At 67.9% G+C, this 16,992-nt stretch carries 13 protein-coding genes; 4 read left to right on the plus strand and 9 right to left on the minus strand.

Annotated elements, in window-relative coordinates:
- Positions 1–3 precede the first annotated feature (3 nt).
- On the minus strand, positions 4–1,314 hold the full coding sequence (gene nadA, locus ACFRAU_RS05580) for a quinolinate synthase NadA (protein WP_377999142.1): 1,311 nt from the start codon (positions 1,312–1,314) through the stop codon (positions 4–6).
- Positions 1,311–2,030: an NUDIX domain-containing protein gene (locus tag ACFRAU_RS05585; protein ID WP_377999143.1), complete on the minus strand. Its 720-nt coding sequence runs from the start codon at positions 2,028–2,030 to the stop codon at positions 1,311–1,313. The genes nadA and ACFRAU_RS05585 overlap by 4 nt, the downstream gene beginning before the upstream one ends.
- Positions 2,031–2,205: 175 nt before the next feature.
- On the opposite strand from ACFRAU_RS05585, the gene ACFRAU_RS05590 reads away from it, so the two are divergent.
- The 3 genes from ACFRAU_RS05590 to ACFRAU_RS05600 all read left to right on the plus strand — a co-directional run bounded on the left by ACFRAU_RS05590 (position 2,206) and on the right by ACFRAU_RS05600 (position 5,435).
- Positions 2,206–3,624, plus strand: coding sequence for an amino acid permease (locus tag ACFRAU_RS05590; RefSeq protein WP_377999144.1), 1,419 nt, complete (start codon positions 2,206–2,208; stop codon positions 3,622–3,624).
- Positions 3,625–3,805: 181 nt separating this feature from the next.
- Positions 3,806–4,633: an alpha/beta fold hydrolase gene (locus tag ACFRAU_RS05595; RefSeq protein ID WP_377999193.1), complete on the plus strand. Its 828-nt coding sequence runs from the start codon at positions 3,806–3,808 to the stop codon at positions 4,631–4,633.
- Between the two features lie 148 nt (positions 4,634–4,781).
- The gene (locus ACFRAU_RS05600) at positions 4,782–5,435 is read left to right on the plus strand and encodes a phosphoribosyltransferase (protein WP_377999145.1); all 654 of its coding nucleotides are present in this window, start codon (positions 4,782–4,784) and stop codon (positions 5,433–5,435) included.
- A gap of 30 nt (positions 5,436–5,465) precedes the next feature.
- On the opposite strand, the gene ACFRAU_RS05605 is transcribed toward ACFRAU_RS05600, so the two are convergent.
- The 3 genes from ACFRAU_RS05605 to ACFRAU_RS05615 all read right to left on the minus strand — a co-directional run bounded on the left by ACFRAU_RS05605 (position 5,466) and on the right by ACFRAU_RS05615 (position 8,947).
- Positions 5,466–6,797, minus strand: a complete 1,332-nt coding sequence (locus ACFRAU_RS05605) for an MFS transporter (RefSeq protein ID WP_377995138.1) — start codon at positions 6,795–6,797, stop codon at positions 5,466–5,468.
- Positions 6,798–6,910: 113 nt separating this feature from the next.
- Positions 6,911–8,365 carry a 4-hydroxyphenylacetate 3-monooxygenase, oxygenase component gene (hpaB, locus tag ACFRAU_RS05610; RefSeq protein ID WP_377999146.1) on the minus strand — a complete coding sequence of 485 codons (1,455 nt, stop codon included), beginning with the start codon at positions 8,363–8,365 and terminating at the stop codon, positions 6,911–6,913.
- A gap of 51 nt (positions 8,366–8,416) precedes the next feature.
- A complete protein-coding gene (locus ACFRAU_RS05615; RefSeq protein WP_377999147.1) occupies positions 8,417–8,947 on the minus strand; it encodes a flavin reductase family protein in 531 nt (176 codons plus the stop codon).
- 185 nt (positions 8,948–9,132) lie between these two features.
- Here ACFRAU_RS05615 and ACFRAU_RS05620 point away from each other — a divergent pair, with 185 nt between their 5' ends.
- Positions 9,133–9,867 carry an IclR family transcriptional regulator gene (locus tag ACFRAU_RS05620; protein ID WP_377999148.1) on the plus strand — a complete coding sequence of 245 codons (735 nt, stop codon included), beginning with the start codon at positions 9,133–9,135 and terminating at the stop codon, positions 9,865–9,867.
- On the opposite strand, the gene ACFRAU_RS05625 is transcribed toward ACFRAU_RS05620, so the two are convergent.
- The 4 genes from ACFRAU_RS05625 to ACFRAU_RS05640 form a co-directional block, all read right to left on the minus strand.
- A complete protein-coding gene (locus ACFRAU_RS05625) occupies positions 9,855–11,225 on the minus strand; it encodes an MFS transporter (protein WP_377999149.1) in 1,371 nt (456 codons plus the stop codon). The two genes, ACFRAU_RS05620 and ACFRAU_RS05625, sit on opposite strands and share 13 nt — an antisense overlap.
- A gap of 173 nt (positions 11,226–11,398) precedes the next feature.
- Positions 11,399–14,614 (minus strand): AAA family ATPase, encoded by a 3,216-nt coding sequence (locus ACFRAU_RS05630; protein WP_377999150.1) that lies wholly within the window; start codon positions 14,612–14,614, stop codon positions 11,399–11,401.
- Positions 14,611–15,798: an exonuclease SbcCD subunit D gene (locus tag ACFRAU_RS05635; protein ID WP_377999151.1), complete on the minus strand. Its 1,188-nt coding sequence runs from the start codon at positions 15,796–15,798 to the stop codon at positions 14,611–14,613. The genes ACFRAU_RS05630 and ACFRAU_RS05635 overlap by 4 nt, the downstream gene beginning before the upstream one ends.
- A 55-nt stretch (positions 15,799–15,853) precedes the next feature.
- Positions 15,854–16,831, minus strand: a complete 978-nt coding sequence (locus ACFRAU_RS05640; protein WP_377995145.1) for an MIP/aquaporin family protein — start codon at positions 16,829–16,831, stop codon at positions 15,854–15,856.
- Positions 16,832–16,992: the final 161 nt, after the last annotated feature.

Consider the following 16,992-nt stretch of genomic DNA (forward strand, 5'->3'; position numbering starts at 1 on the left):
TCTCTATTGGGGCTTGGCGGCGAGCATGCGCTCGAGTGCTGTCCTGGCGTCCTGCTGCACGTCGTCGTCCACGGTGATGCGGTTGACCACGCGGCCGGCGACGAGCTCTTCGAGCACCCACGCCAGGTAGCCGGGGTGGATGCGGTACATGGTGCTGCAGGGGCAGATGACCGGGTCCAGGCAGAAGATGGTGTGCTGCGGGTACTGGGCCGCCAGCCGGTTCACCATGTTGATCTCGGTGCCGATCGCGAAGACCGTGGGCTCGGCGGCCGCGGCGATGGCCTTCTGGATGAAGTCCGTGGACCCGGCGGAGTCAGCCGCGTCCACCACTTCCATGGGGCATTCGGGGTGCACAATGACGTTGACCCCCGGGAAGTCGGCGCGGGCCTTCTCGATCTGGGCCACGCTGAAGCGCTTGTGGACCGAGCAGAAGCCGTGCCAGAGGATGACGCGCGAGTCCAGCAGGGCCTGTTCGTCGTTGCCGCCAAGTTCTTTGCGCGGGTTCCACAGGGGCATCTGCTCGAGCGGGACGCCGAGCGCCTTGGCCGTGTTCCGGCCGAGGTGCTGGTCCGGGAAGAAAAGGACGCGCTGGCCGCGCTCGAAGGCCCACTCGAGGACCGTCTTGGCGTTCGAGGAGGTGCACACGATGCCGCCGTTCCGGCCGCAGAAGGCCTTCAGCGCCGCGGAGGAATTCATGTAGGTGACGGGGATGACCGGAACACGGCCTTCGGCGTCGGGCCCGGTGCCGAAGATCTCCTCGAGCTGCTCCCAGCAGTCCTCCACGGAATCGGCGTCGGCCATGTCCGCCATCGAGCATCCGGCAGCGAGGTTGGGCAGGATGACAGTCTGCTCCGGCGTGGAGAGGGTGTCGGCGGTTTCGGCCATGAAGTGCACGCCGCAGAACACGATCGCTTCGGCGTCGGGCCGGGTCAGGGCGGCGTTGGCCAGCTGGAAGGAGTCACCGACAAAGTCGGCGTACTGGACAACCTCGTCACGCTGGTAGAAGTGGCCCAGGATGACGGCACGGTCGCCCAGGGCCGCCTTGGCAGCACGGATCCGGGCATCGAGTTCGGCTTCGCCGGCACGCTTGTACTCCTCGGGAAGCTGGCCCTGGCGCGGCGTCGAGGCGGGTGCGGCGTCCGCGCTGGAGGCCCCGGGACCGTAGGCCGGAACACCGGCGAGCGTTTCCGCGAGGTCATACTCCCAGGGCCCCTTGGCGAGCGCCGGGCTGCAGGTGCCGCCGGTGCCGGCTGCCGTGGCCTTCTCGGCCTGTTCACGCGTGATCAGCTGGATGGCAGTGTTGACGCTGCTCATGGGGTGCTCCTGTTATCTGGGTCGAGGCCGGGGCGGCCGGTAAATCGGTAAAGACGCGGCGGGCGGTGCTTGCCGCCCTGGAGGTATTCACCGGTTTCTTCGATTTCCGGCGTCGACTTGATCTGCCGGCGGAAGTTGGCGGGATCCAGTTGCGTGTCCAGCACGGCTTCGTAGACCTCGCGGACCTGGGCGAGGGTGAAGTACTCCCCCAGGAAGTGGTAAGCGATGGCGCCGTAGGCCAGCTTGTTCCGCAGGCGCCAGAGGGCGTAGTCCACAATCGCGTCGTGGTCGAAGGCCAGGCTGCCGAGCTTGTCGGCACGGAACCACCGGACATTCTCGGATTCGTCAGCGAGGGCAGCTTCGGTGGGCTGGACCAGCGCCCAGTAGACGATGGACACCACGCGTTGGGTGGGTGAGCGGTGCAGGCCGCCGAAGGCGTAGAGCTGCTCTAGGTAGCTCGGTGCTAGCCCCGTGGTTTCCCGCAGGTTCCGCGAGGCGGCATCCTGCAGGGATTCAACGTGTGTCAGCGGGCCGCCGGGCAGGGCCCACTGGCCTTTGAACGGTTCCCGGATCCGCCGGACCAGCGGGATCCAAAGCGTGGGGCGGCCGGATGACTCGCTGGGCCGGAGCGCGAAAATCACCGTGGAAATGGCGAGCGACGGCGGCGCGGACTGCCGCTCGGCCACGTTGGCTGAGGTGGTGTACACGGCAATCACCCGCTTCGCTGCGATCGGCCGGCCCGTGCGGGCCCGCCTGGATTAGTTATAGTCAAGTTGACCTGAACTGATTCTAAGGCCAGTGGCTCGGGATGCAAAATGTTTCGCGAAAGTTGGGTGTAAATTCGAAAGGTCCCAAAAGGACCAGTTCCCCAACCCCAAGAAGGTACGCAGCATGACGATGAAGTCCACGGCAGAGCGACCCGCTGTGCAGCTCCGCCACACTATGAAGCCACGCCAGCTCACCATGATGGGCCTGGGCAGCGCCATTGGCGCCGGGCTCTTCCTCGGCTCCGGCGCCGGCGTCCAGGCGGCCGGCCCCGCAGTCCTGGTTTCCTACCTTGTGGCGGGCACGCTCATCATCCTGGTCATGTGGGCTCTCGGCGAAATGGCAGCAGCCAACCCCAACAGCGGCGCCTTCTCCGTGTACGCCGAACGCGCCATGGGCAGGACCGCCGGGGCAACCGTGGGCTGGCTCTGGTGGCTGCAGCTGGTGGTGGTCATCGCCGCCGAAGCACTCGGCGCCGCGGGGCTGCTGTTTTCAGTCTGGCCTGTGATTCCGGTGTGGGCGCTCTCCCTGGTGTTCATGGTGGTGTTCACTGGCATCAACCTCGCCGGCGTGAAGAACTTCGGCGAGTTCGAATTCTGGTTTGCCATCCTCAAGGTGACCGCCATCGTCCTGTTCCTCGGCATCGGCGCCGCCCTGATCCTCGGGCTCCTGCCGGATGCGGCGTCCCCGGGATTGGCCAACATCACAGGAGACTTCGCGCCCTCGGGCCTCGGCGGTGTTGCCACGGCCCTCTTCGTGGTGATTTTCGCGTTTGGCGGCACGGAGATCGTGAGTGTCGCAGCCGCTGAGACCGAAGACCCCGAGCACAGTGTCACCAAGGCCATCCGCACCGTGGTGTGGCGGATCCTGGTCTTCTACATCGGCTCCGTCTTCGTGATCGCCGCCGTTCTCCCTGCCACCTCAGAGGCGCTCTCCTCGCCGTTCGCGGGCGTCCTGGATGCAGCCGGCATCCCGGGTGCCGCCACCGCCATCACCCTCGTGGCCGTCGTCGCCCTGCTGTCCGCCCTGAACGCCAACCTCTACGGGGCCTCCCGCATGGTGTTCTCGCTCGCAGAGCGCGGCGAGGCTCCCGGCTTCCTGTCCCGGCTCAGCGGCGCCGGGGTGCCGGTGGTCGCCGTCGGCGTCTCCGTCGCGTTCGGTTTCATCGCCACGGTCCTGGAACTGCTGTTCCCCGGGCGCATCCTGCCTGCCCTGTTCCAGCTGGTCGGGTCCACGTGCCTCGTGGTGTGGGGTTCGGCCCTGGTCTCCCAGCTCATCCTGCGCCGGCGGGCGGACCGCGACGGCACTCCCCTGCCGCTGCGGATGAAGGGCTTCCCCGGGCTCACAGTGTTCGGCCTCGTGCTGCTTGCGATGGTGTTTGCCGTGGGCTTCAGCGCCGAGAGCAGCCGCGTCCAGCTGATCAGCACGCTGCTGCTGATTGCCGGTATCGCCGCGGCCTGCTGGGCGGGGGCCCGGTTCGCGGCATCCCGGCGCGCCCGCGGACACCGGACCGCACCGACCAAGTTAACTGCGCCGCCCAAGTAAGTAGCACCTGAGGGGCTTCCCGGGCGTGGGAACCCCCTCAGCTGCTGTCCAGTTGGGAAGCAGTCGATTTGCCCGGTCCGCAGGCAGGTAGAGTGGTGCCCATCCACGGCGGACCGGCGACGAAGCAGTCCCGGCCAGCCCTGCACCTGACAAGGATTGAGACTTGACGAGGACTGAGGCGATGAGCGGCAGACACACCGGCGAACAGCACTCCCACACGGTCGAGGGCACCGACCCGCAGCTCTACGTCGAGGTGCATGACCCCAAGAACGACGCCGGCCTCCGCCCCATCCTCCTCATTCACGGTTTCTCCGCGTCCAGCAAGCTGAATTGGGAAGACACCGGCTGGATTCCCGCGCTCCTGGAGGCCGGCCGCCGCGTCATCGCCGTCGATCTTCCCGGCCACGGCCGGAGCGGCGCGCCGGAGGACATGGACTCCTACTCCCCCAGCAGGATCAGGGCGGACCTCCTGCAGATCGCGTTCGACGCCGGCGCCCGGCCTCTGCGCGACGGTGACCCCGCCAGCGGGCTGGACGTGATCGGTTATTCCCTCGGCTCCCGGCTTGCCTGGGAATTCGGCGCCACCCAGCCGGAGCTGGTCCACCGGCTGGTGCTGGGCGGCCCGAACGTGGCCGACCCCCTGGCAGCTTTCGACCTTGTGGCCGCCCAGCGGTACCTGGCAGATGGCACGCCCATCGCGGACACGTCCACGGCCGGGCTCCTGAGCATGGCGCAGTCGCTGCCGAGCAACAACATCTTCGCCCTGCTGTCCCTGATTGAAGCTATCAAGGGTGAACCGTACGACCCCGCGGAGGCCGTGCCCCACATGCCCGTGCTGCTGGTGGCCGGCGAAAACGATGAACGCGCCGCGTCCATGCCTCAGCTGGCCGAACTGGCACAGAGCGCCGGCTCGAAGGCCGAGCAGCTGGTCCTGCCCGGACGCACACACACGAACGCCATCACCAGCCGGGCCTTCAAGCAGGCGGCAGTCGCGTTCCTTGGCAGTTAGATAGCCCGGTTCCCGCCCTGCTCCTGGACCTGAACCTCCTGGACCCGAACGCCGTCGACCCGAACGCCGTCGTCGAATACCCCGGCTCCCGCCGGAGCCGACCGGCGTAGGCTGGACCTTGGGGGCGGAGACACCGGAAGAGGAACCCATGGCCATGGTTTTTGAGGACCGGGAAGACGCAGGACGGCAGCTTGCGGCCGCCCTTCCGCAATTCCGCGAGCGCCCGGATACCGTTGTGCTGGGCCTGGCCCGCGGCGGTATCCCGGTGGCGGCCGCCGCGGCTGAGGTACTGCACCTGCCGTTCGGCGCCCTGCTGGTCCGCAAACTCGGCATCCCTGGCCATGACGAGACCGCATTCGGCGCGCTGGCATATTCGGGCGGCAGAATCGTCCGCCTCCTCAACAGGCCGCTCGTGGAGCGGATTCTTGGGGACGGCGTGCGGCAGGAGTGGCTCGACCAGGTGGAGCGCCGGGAGCGGAACGAACTGATGCGCCGCGCCGACAGCTACCCGGCCGTGGACCCCGACGTCCACGGCAAGACGGCCCTGCTCGTGGACGACGGCCTGGCGACGGGGGCCACCATGCGGGCAGCCGTCGAAGCGGTACGCACGGCCGGCGCAGCAACCGTGGTGGCTGCCGCGCCCGTCGGTTCGATCGAGGCGGAGAAGTCACTGTCCCGCGTCTGCAACGTCCTGTGCCTCCACTTGCCGGGAAGGTTCCGGGCCGTCGGAGCTTTTTACCGGCACTTCGACCAGCTCAGCGACGAAGACGCCATAGCCCTGCTGCACGGCGCCCGCATTTAGTGCCGGCTGACCGCTCTAGTGCCGGCTGATTTAGTGCCGGCTGACGCCGAGCGGGCGGCCCCGCGTCTCCTTCGCCAGGATGACGCCGATGGCCGAGATGACGCACAGGATCATGATGTAGATGCCGATGGAACCGGTCCACTTGGTGCTCTGCAGGAGCGACTCGGCGATGGTGGCGGCGAACGCACCGCCCAGGATGGCGCCGAAGGCATAGCCGATCGAGATGCCCGAGTAGCGCACGTTGGCCGGGAACATCTCCGCGTACATGGCGGACATGGGGCCGTAGGACAGCCCCAGGCCCACCGTGAGGACGAACAGCGCCACGCCGTAGAGCATGATGTCCTTCGTGTCGATGAGGGCGAACATGGGGATCATCCAGGCGAAGACGATCGCGTAGCCGGTCAGGAAGGTCTTGACCCGGCCGATCCTGTCCGAGAGCCAGCCGCCCACCAGGGTGAAGATCAGCCAGCCGAAGGATGCCAGCGTGGTGGCCAGCAGGATCTGCGGGGTGGGCATCTTCAGGGTCCTGGTGGCGTAGGCGATGAAGAAGGCAATCAGGAGGTAGCCGGCGGCGTTGTTGCCGATGAAGATCATGGTGGAGTAGAGGACGGCCTTCTTGTGGCTGCGAATGAGCTCACCGAGCGGGGCCTTGCTTTCTTCCTTGCGGGCAGTCATTTCCTTGAAGACGGGGCTTTCACCCACGGCGCGGCGGATCAGGTAGCCCACCACGATCAGCACGATGGAGAGCAGGAACGGAACGCGCCAGCCCCACGAGGCGAAGTCTTCCTTGGACATGCCCGTGTTGAGGAAGAACAGCAGCCCGGTGGCCAGGATCATGCCCACCGGGACGCCGATCTGCGGGTAGGCTCCGAACAGGCCGCGCCTGCTCTTGGGTGCGTGCTCCACCGCCATCAGCGCCGCACCGCCCCATTCACCGCCGGCGGAGAAGCCCTGGATGACTCGGAGGGTGATCAGCAGCACCGGCGCCCAGAAGCCGATCTGGCCATAGGTGGGCAGCATGCCGATCAGCGCCGTGGCCGCACCCATCATGATGAGGGTGAACACCAGCATGGCCTTGCGTCCCAGGCGGTCACCCAGATGCCCGGCAACGATGGCGCCAAGAGGCCGGAACAGGAAGCTGATGCCGATCAGGGCGAAGGAGAGGATCTGCGCCAGGCCCGGGTTGGACTCGTTCAGCGGGGCCAGGAACAGCGGTGACAGCAGCGTTGCCGTCAGCTGGGCGAAGATGAAGAAGTCGTACCACTCGATGGTTGTGCCCACCAGCGTGCCGGCAAGGACTTTGCGTTCCTCACGCTTGCTGCTGGGACCAGTCTCTGAATCGACGTGTGAAGTTGCGGTCATTGAAACTCCGTGGGTGGGGGCAGAGCTACTGCCGAAGGTGAGAGCTGTCCGATTTACTGATCGAACGGTCAGTTAGTGTGAGGATACTACGAAAGTGTGATCTGGCGCACCCCTCAGTCCGTCCGGTGCAGGAACTCACGAAGCCGCGCCCTGGCCGGCCCGCGGTCATAGGTGTTGACCAGCGCCCCGGCCATCCGGACCGGATCCCCGAAGAAGAAGTACTCGTACAGGGACTGCCGGCCGGAGAAACCTGAGATCGAGGCGTCGAACGCAAGCTTGAACAGCCGGACCCGCTCGGGCCCGGTCAGCGTCTTCCCCTGCAAGTAGAGGTCGATGTCCGCCCTGGCATCACTCTTGACGTCCGCTTCGCCGGGCAGGGCCATCAGTCCCGACGCGGAGAACTTCCGGATGATCTGCGGGAAGCGCTGGGCCACCTTCGGATACCAGTTGCGGGCCGCGTTGAGGGTGGTCCACTTGGGCAGCATCATGCCGGCCTCGTTGAGTCCGGCGTCGGCCTCCGACGCGCGGACCAGCGCCTTGCCGATTTCGACGTCGATGATCAGCTCGGCGATGTCCTCCTGGATGTGCTGGAACCCGTCGATGCCGATCGAGTCGGCGAGTTCGGAGGCCAGGCCCAGGAAGAACTCGCTCTTGGCGATGGTCCGCGTGACCACCTGGTGGGTCATGAGGGCGCCGGCGCCGGTCTCGGCGTAGAACGAGTTGCAGAGCTGGGGATTGCCGAGCATGAAGATGCGGTCACTTGGAACAAAGACGTCGTCAAAGACGGCCACGGCATCCATTTCCTCATAGCGGGACGCCAGCGGTTCATCATGGATGCTGCCGCCGTTGTACAGCGAGGTCCGGCAGAGGTACCGGAGCCCCGGCGTGTCATTCGGGATGGCGAAGGCAAAGGAATAAGGGGCATCTTCCGGGGTCCCGCGGAGCACCGTGGACGGGAAAACCAGCAGCTCATCGGCGATGGGTGCGATCGTGGCGAGCATGCGCGCGCCGCGGACCAGGATGCCATCGCTGCGCTCCGCGACGATGTGGGCCGTGAGCTGTCCGCCCAGCTGCTCGGAGCCGGACACCGAGCGGTTCACCTGCGGCGGGATCAGCGTATGGGTTGCCAGCATGTCGTTTTCGCGCGCCCACTCGTAGTACTTGCCGATGTTCTCTGCAAACTTGGGATCCGCCTGGGCGAACCACTTCCCCGCCGTGCCCAGGGCAGTGAGGGCGGAATTCATATAGTCTCCCGTGCGGCCGAGGAATCCGTTGGTGGCCTCGGCCCATGTGGAGGTTGCCCGGCGCCGGTGCTGCAGGTCCTCGATGGTCCGGGGCACCAGGAAGGATGCGCCGACAAGGTCGCCCGTGGTGGGTGACTCATAGGTCAGCGCCTCCTGGTACCGCTGGTCGTGCTGCATGTCGAACAGCTTCGCGTACTGCCGGGCAACGCTACGGAAGGCCGGGTGATCGGCAACTTTTTCACTGACCACCTCACCGTCGATCATGATGTGCGGGGTCATCGCATTGAGTTTGTCCAGATACTGCTGGCCGGTCCTGATGCCCATCGCTGCCTCCAGTCGTCGTTGAACTGTCATTTCGTAGGGAAGGTGTGGCGCCTACAGCAGGTCCTCTATCCCCAACTGGCTCTCGGGGATGGTGGTGAAGGCGCTGTTGGCGAACGCCAGGGCGTCGCCGCTGCGGTGGTCGAAGTCAACCACCTCGCCGAGATACAGGGTGTGGTCGCCGCCGTCGTACGCCGCCCACGGCCGGCACTCGAAATAGGCAAGCACGCCGGCGAGGCGGGGCGCCGTTGCGCCTTCCACCCACCTCGGCTCCGGCCCCGGACGCCCCGCGAAGTGCGTGGCCAGCTGCCGCTGCTCGGCCCCCAGGATGTTGACGGTGAAGGGCCGGCCCGCCAGCTCATCGTGGGCTCTGGCGGTGCGGGCGATGCTGGCCAGGACCAGCGGCGGGTCCATGGAGACGGCGGTGAAGGAGTTGACGGTGATGCCGTGCCGCTTGGTGACGCCGTCGAAAGTGACGATGGCAACCCCGGTGGCGAACCGGCCCAGGCTGCCGCGGAAGCGGTGGGCACGGGGAACCGAGGTCCTGCCCGGAACCCCGGGACCCGCTGCTGGATTGGCCGTCATCATTGATCCCCTGGGTGCGCGGTTTATCGTCTCTGGCGCACCGTGCCGCAGTCGTTCTAAACTGTTCCCTAGTGAATTGTTCTATAGTTGAACAGGCAATTCCTATATGGAACGGCAGCCCAACGTGACGGGCCACACAAGCCCTTTTGGCTGGCGGTCCCGTTTACATGCCTAGGATGGACAGCATGACTCCCAACGCCGGTGCCGCAGCGCAGGTTGCGCCCGCCCAGGCTTCCCCATCGCAGACTCTTTCGCGGGGCATCCGCGCATTGGAAATCCTTGCCGAAGCCGACCGCCCGCTGACCATCGCCGAGCTTTCGGAGGCCATGGGCGTCCACCGCTCCGTCGCCTACCGGATTCTGCGGACCCTCGAGGACCATTCCCTGTTGGTGCGTGACGACGCCGGCCGGGTCCAGCCCGGCCCCGGCCTCGCGGTGCTGGCGCGCGGCGTATCGCGGAACCTGCAGACCGCTGCCCTGCCGGAACTGACCCAGCTGGCCAACACACTCAACATGACGGCCTTCGTGGCTGTGTGGGACCATCAGGACTGCGTAACGCTTGTGACGGTGGAGCCCCGGCATTCGGCGGCCACCGTCGTGCAGCATCCGGGGTCCCGCCATCCGATCAGCTCCGGCGCGCCCGGCATCGCCATCCAGTCAGCACTGACGGAGCATGAGTGGAGCCAGCTGGCTCCCGCGGTGCCCTACCGCCCGGAAGCTGCCGAGGCGCGGACGCGCGGTTACGCGGCAAGCCACGACGAGGTTATCGCCGGGGTTTCCTCACTTGCCGCACCTGTCCGGGTGCCCGGCGGGCGCCCGGCAGCGGTCGCCGTCGTCTATATCCGCTCGTCGCAGGATCCGGCAGAGGTGGCCGCGGCCCTTACGGCCAGCGCGGCGCGGATCGAAGGTCAGCTCGCCTGAGCTGTTCGTTTCCGGGAACGGACGACGACGGCGGCCACCGCCCCGAGAGCGAACAGTCCCGCCGCGGCGGCCGCCGTGACGAGGAAGGCGGCCTGGTGGCCCCCTTCCTGCGCCAATTGGCCGCCCATGGACGATCCAAGCGCGGTGCCCGCGACGATGCCGCTGGCGAGCGCCGTCATCACTGTGGCCAGCCGGCCCGGTGGTGCCACCAGCCCGCCGATGGCAAAGACCGTGACCATGACCGGACCAACCGGAAGGCCCAGTGCGAGCAGCACCAGCACCATGCCCCAGCCGTCGGTTGGCAGGAACAGCAGGGCAGACAGCCCGGCCATGGCCGCCGCCCCGGTTACCCAGCGGGCAGCCACCGGGAAACCGGCCGGCCAGTAGGCCACAGAGATCGCGGCGGCAGCCGAGCTGATTCCCATGACGGCGTAAAGCAGTCCGGCCACCTCTGACGTCGCGAACCCGGCGGCAAACGCACTCAAAGCTGCCTGCGTGGAGCCGAAAAACGTGCCCATGCAGACCATCGCCAGGACAGGAAGTGCCACAGTGGCCACGCCGGCAAGCCGGCCGCCGGACCTGGCTTGTCCCGCACTGCTCTGTCCCGTACTGCCGTCTCCCGCGCGGGTGCCGATGGGGGCCCGCCGCGGAACAGCGGCGTGGGTACGGTGAACGGCGAAGGCGGGAACGAGCGTCAGCGTGAGCGCCGCGGCCAGCGCCAGCGGCAGCCATGGTGCAACCAGGCTGGCCAGGACGCCCACGAGGGCCGGACCGAGCACGAAGGTCAGTTCGTCGGCCGTGCTCTCATAGGACAGCGCGACATCCAGATCGGTGCTGCCCCCTGCGCTCCGGCCGTCGGCCGTGAGGGCCATCCACCGGACACGGGCCAGCGGCCCGACCTGGGGGCAGCTGATGCCCGCCGCCAGCGCGGCCGCTATGACGCCCCACGCCGCGCCGGCGTCGTGCACGCCGGGAATCAAGTACGCTGTGGCGATGACGGCAAGCACGGCCACAGCATTCAAGACGGCCGAGACCAGAAGTACCGGGCGCTGGCCGAACCGGTCGGCGAGCCAGCCGAGGATGGGCGCGCCGACGGCCGAGCCGATACCGACGGCACCGGCAGCCGCCCCGCCAACGGCATACGAGCCGGTGACCGACGTGGCGAGGGTAAGGGTTCCCAGGGTCAGCATCGCTAGGGGCAGCCTGGCAAACAGGCCGACGGGCAGGAATCCCCAGCCCGCCAGCGCCGGCAGGCGCGCGAAACGGCCGCCCAGCTGCGGGGCTGGCGCGTCAGTTCTGGCGGAGGGGTTGAGAGGACGGGGGTCGGCGGGTGGCTGGGGCGCCGTTGAAGTGCTCATGTATGCGGGCTCGTTCAGTCGTGCGCATCGTCCCTCCTCCCGATGCGCTGAACCCGGTAACAGTCCCATGATAGTGGCCCGAGGTACCGGACGCGTAAGTCCCCGTGGCGGGCTGCCGCCCGGCGGGATGCCCGACCTGCGGGATGCCCGACCTGCGGCGGGCATCGCCGGATTCAGGCCGTTACGAGTGCATCAACGATGTGCACCGTGGAGCCGTTGCGCTGCTTCACCACCTGAAGCTGGCTGCCGATGCGCTGCTTCATCTCCCCCACGTGGCTCACCAGGCCGACTACGCGGCCGCCGTCCCGCAGGCCCTCCAGCGCGTCCATGACCTGTTCCAGTGCCTGATCGTCGAGGCTGCCGAAGCCCTCGTCGACGAACAGCGTCTCAATGTCGACGCCGCCGGCCTCCTGCTGCACAACGTCCGCGAGGCCCAGGGCCAGGGCCAGCGAGGCCATGAAGGACTCCCCGCCGGAAAGTGTCGAGGTGTCGCGGCGGCGGCCGGTCCATTCGTCCACGACTTCCAGCCCCAGCCCGGACTTCGCGTTCCGGGCTGCCCTCGCGTCCGAGTGCTGGAGGGTGTAGCGGCCATCGCTCATGGCCACCAGCCTTTCGGACGCGGCGATGGCAACCTGCTCGAGCCGTGCGGCCAGGACGTACGCGTTCAGGCTCATGCGGTAGGTGTTGTCGCCGGAACCGCGGGCAGCCTCGGCCAGGCCCTTCAGGACTTCAGCGCGTTCCCGGGGCTCCCGGCCGGACTCAGCGAGTTCCCCGTACTCGGCTTGCAGGCACCCCAGGGCCTTGGCGGCCTGCCGGGCAAGGCCAGCCGCCAGCTCCGCGTTCTTTGCGACCTGGGCAGCCTGTCCGGCTTCGGTACGCAGCGCGTTCAGGTCCACCGCGGTCGCCGCCGAGCCGGCACCGTGTTCGCCGGCGCCGTGGTCTCCGGCACCGTGTTCGCCGGCTGCCTGTTCCTGTGCCGCCTGTTCTTGCGCCGCGACAACGAGTTCCTCGCTGGCGAACAGCTCCTGGAGCCGCATCTCCTCGTCCCGTCCGGCTTGGACGGCCGACTCCAGCCTCGCCGCGTCGGGCCCCGGCAGCAAGGCATCGCGGGCCTCATCGGCCGCTGCAAATCCGGCCTCGGGAAGAGCGTGGTCTAGCTGGGTCCGCGCGTCCGTCAGGCGGGCCGCAGCCTGGTCCCGCTGAGTCCGGGCAGCGTCAGCCTGTTCAAGAACGCTGACAACCTGGCCGATGGCGTCGCTTCGAAGTCCGAGGCTGGCGTGGCCGGCACGAAGCGTTTCGAGCGAGGATTCCAGATCGGCGGACTGCCCTTCAATTTCGGCCAGGGCGGATTCCGTCTGGGCCAGCTGCGACAGCCCGTCCACCCGCACATTTTCCGTGGCGTCGATGCGTTCGGCCAGTTCCTCCTGCCGGCTCCTGCTGATTGCCAGCTCCGCTGCGGCGGCGGCTGCCTCGGCAGCGGCTTCCCGGGCTGTCCGGGCGGCTTCCTCCGCTTCAGCAGGATCGGTGTCGCCACCCTGGCCGGCGAGAACGGCGACTTGCTGCCTCGCCTCGGAGAGCTCGGCTTCCAGTGCGGACAGCGCGCGCTCGGCCGCCTCGCTGCGCTCCCTGGCGCGTTCCTCTTTCTCGGCGAGTCCAAGGACGGAGTCCCCGGCCGGAACCGGTTCGGGGTGCTCCGGGCTGCCGCAGACAGGGCAGGGCGCGCCGTGTTCCAGGCGCGAAGCCAATTCAGCCGCCGCGTTGGCCAGGCGTTCCTCCCGGATGTCCAGCCACTGCCCGCGCAGTTCCTGGTGGCGTTCCCTGCCTTTGAGATGCCGTTCGGTGACGGCGGCACGCTCTGCTGCCGCGGTTCCATAGCGCCTGACAACGTCCACCAGCTCGTCGGCGGCTGCCGCCTCCTTGGTGCGCAACACGGATTCCCCTGCCAGCTGCTCGAGCGGCTGCAGGGCAGAACGCAGAGCCTCCATCTCGGCGCGGAGGGAAAGCAGCCGGGCGGCGTGGTCGTCGCCGGCACGGGTGAGTTCCTGCCGCCGCTGGACAAGCCCGGCGGCCCGTGCGTGCAGGCCACCCAGCCGGTTCTCATCGGCCAGACGTTCGCCGATCACGGCGGCCAGCGACCGCAGGCGCGACAGCTCCGCGGCGACGTCGACGACACCGTGCCTTGTGATGGCAGCGTGCTGTGTGATGGCAGCGTGTTCCACAACGCCGCTGTGTTTCATAGCGCCGCCGTCATCCACAACGCCGCTGTGTTCCATAGCGCCGCCGTGATCCACAACGACGCTGTGTTCCATGCCGGCCAGTTCGGAGCTGGACCTCGCTGCCTCCTGCACACTGGCGGAGGCAAGGTCCAAGGCCCTTTCGGCCCGGGCAAACAAGGCCTCGGCGGCGGACACGGCCTTGAGCTGTCCACCGAGGAGCCCTGCCTTCCGGTGCAGGTCCAGCGCGGCCCCGGCGCTGCTCAGTCCGGGAGCGGCGGCCTCTGCCTCTGCCCTCCGGCGCAGGGCGGCCGCAAGCTTGACTCGTCTCCCCTCCCTGGCCAGCTCCGTTTCGAGCCGCTCCGCGCACCCGCGGCGCTGCTCCTCACAGGATTCTGCCTCCCCGGCCAGTGCCGAGGCGCGCTCCGAGGCTGCAGCCTCCAGCCAAGACAGCAGTTCCAGACCGCCGGCGGATTCCGGTGCTGCGGCGGAATCCACTTCGAGGGCCGCAGCCTCCGTCCTGGCCCTCGCCACGAGCAGGCCCAGGCTGCCTTCAAGATCGACCACCTCCCGGGCGGCCACGGCGGCCTGCAACGCCAGTTCCCGTTCCACTGCCTCGAAACGCTCGGTTCCGAAGAGCTTTTGCAGCAGTTCGAGGCGGTCAGAGGCCTTGGACCGGAGGAACGCGGCGAAGTCCCCCTGGGGCAGCAGGACAACGCGGGTGAACTGCTCGCGGTCCATGCCAAGGAGCGCGGTGATCTCCGCCCCGGCTTCGTCGTTCCGGCCGGACTTTTCCACCCACGCACCCGCGACCCGTTCACGCAGGAGGGTCTTGGCCTGCTGGGTGGTGAACCCGTTCCGTCCACGGGCACTGGGCTTGTCCCAGGCCGGTGACCGGGAGACTTCAAAACGCCTGCCACGGGCGGTGAATTCGCAGGTCACGCTGGGTTCGGCAGCCGTGTCGGCGTGGTCGCTTCGTAGCCTCTTGCCGTCCTGCCGTGCACCGGGCACGGAGCCGTAGAGGGCGTAGCAGATGGCGTCCAGCACGCTGGTCTTGCCGGCGCCGGTAGGGCCATTGAGCAGGAACAGGCCGTGGGCGCTCAGCCGGTCAAAATCGATTTCTTCGGTTCCGGCAAACGGCCCGAACGCGGAGATTTCCAGACGGTGGATCCTCACAGTGATGCCTCCTGCAGACGCACGTTCTCCAACGCTTCGGTGAGGGCGGCCTGTTCCGCCGTATCCGGTTCCCGGCCGCGGACGTGTTCCAGGAATCCGCAGCAGACGGCGAGGTCGTCCTCTGCGTTCGCCAGCCGGCTGCTGTAGCTCGCCGCCGCGGCGGCGGGTGCGCCCTCCGGCTCGAAACCGAGGACGAGCGTGTCCGGGAACCTGGCGCGCAGCCGCTCCATGGCCTGGGACGGCCGCTGGGCGTCCGTCAGGGTCACCTGGCAGTAGGCGTGCTCGGCCCAGGCGTGCTCGCGTGACTCCAGCAGGCCGTCGAGCGTGCCCCGGAGGACGGCAAGTTTCCGCGGGGCGTCCCAGAGGATTTCCTCGACTGCGGTGATGCCGGACCCGTCAACGTCCACGAGCCAGCCGCCCTTCCGATGTTTCGCTTCCGAGAACGAGTAGGCAAGCGGCGAGCCCGAGTACCGCACCTCCGTGGAGAGGGACTGCCGGCCGTGCAGATGGCCGAGCGCCGTATAACTGAAGCCATCAAACAGGTCCAGCGGGACGGCCCCCACTCCCCCGATGCTCAGGTCGCGTTCGCTGTCCGAGCTGATGCCCCCGCTGGCGAAGGTGTGTGCCAGCACAACGGAATGGACCGTCCGGGATTCGCTGCGCGCGGCGACGTCGGCCCTGATGAGTTCCGTGGCAGCACGGGTGACCTCGAAGTGGCTGGCAGTGTCCACGCCGAGCTGCTCGGCGACCAGCCGGGGTTCGAGCCACGGGATGCCATAGATCGCCAGCACCGGACCCTTTTCACCCTGTTCGGTGCCCGCGCCGCCGAACGGCAGCAGGACCGGGACATCCAGTTCCTGAAGGCGGGTGCGCAGGTGAACGCCGCCCTTCTCCAGCAGCCGGGAGGCGAATCCGAGCCGGATGGCGGAGTCGTGGTTTCCGCTGGTGAGCACCACTTGGGCGCCTGCCCCGGTGATCCGGACCAGGGCATCATCCAGGAGGTCGACGACGTCGACGCCCGGCAGTGCCCTGTCGTAGACGTCGCCGGCGATCAGCACCACGTCAATGGAGAGGTCCGTGACCCGGGCAACCAGCTGGTCGACAAAGGAGCGCTGGGCGTCCAGCATGCCGACGCCGTGGAAAGACCGGCCCAAATGCCAGTCGGAAGTGTGCAATAACCGCATATTCATAAGCTAGACGCGGGCACTGACAAAATAGCCGACCCCGCGCTTCGGCGCGTCAGGACTGCTTGCTGCGCGGCCCGTCGAAGAAGTCGCGCGCCTCGTCGCTGCCTGCCTCAGGCGCTGCGGCCCTGCCATCAGCCACGTGTTCGTCTGCCACGCGCGTTTCTGCGGCGGGTTGTTCGTCCACGTCGTCGTCAATGTCATCCACGAGGTCAGACTTGGCGTCCGCCTCGTCGTCGGTGTGGTCAGTGTCCAAGGCGGCGGCACTGCGGTCCCGGGCATCGGCGAACCCACGGAAAACAAGGCCTGCAATGCCGGCACCGACGAGCGGGGCCACCCAGAACAGCCACAGCTGCTCCAGCGCCCAGCTGCTGCTGAAGAGCGCAGAGGCGGTGGCCCGGGCGGGGTTGAAGGGTGCGTTGCCAAGGGCCTGGCCCAGCTGAAGCAGCACGGCAAATGCCAGCCCGACGGCGAACGGGGCGGCGGCCGCATGGATGTTGCGGCGGGCCGTCATGCCGAGGAACACTGCGACCAGGAGGGCTGCCCCCAGAACTTCCACGAGCAGCACGCCGGCCATCGACGTCTGGATCACGGAGTGCTCGCCGAAGCCGGCGGTGACGGTGTCAAACGCCGTGCGGGCGTCCGGAATGTTAGGCACCGTGCGGAGGATGCCGAACAGGGCGAGCGCGCCCGCCGCCGCGCCGACCAGCTGCGCGCCGATGTAGGCCGCGGCTGTGGCGATGCCGATCCTCCCCGCAACGAGGTTGCCCAGCGTGATGGCCGGGTTAAAGTGGCCGCCCGAGATGTACGCAAAGGCCAGCATCGCCGCAGTCACGGCGAGGCCGCCGGCGAGGGCGCCTGGCAGCGGGTTGGACTGCGGCAGGGTGAAGAGCGGCACGCCCAGCCCGGCGACCACCAGAAAGAGCGTTCCGAAGGCCTCCGCTCCGAGCCTGGACAGGAGTCCTGGCCGGAATCCGTTGTCACCGGCGGATTGCCGGTGGTCGGTCGGGGGAACGGACACAGGGGTGGTCATGGCGGGGGGAATCCTTTGTTTCGGTCAGCGGGGGAACGCCGCTCACGTCGGGAGCCGGCCCCAGCAGTCTGGCAGCAAAGTCTGGACGGTTGCTGAATCCGAGCTTATCGTCCGGTGGCTGGCGGCCCGGCATTGAGAGGGCGACATCACAGCGCGGTCCG

Source organism: Arthrobacter sp. NPDC056691 (genome assembly GCF_042791415.1).
GTDB lineage: Bacteria > Actinomycetota > Actinomycetes > Actinomycetales > Micrococcaceae > Arthrobacter.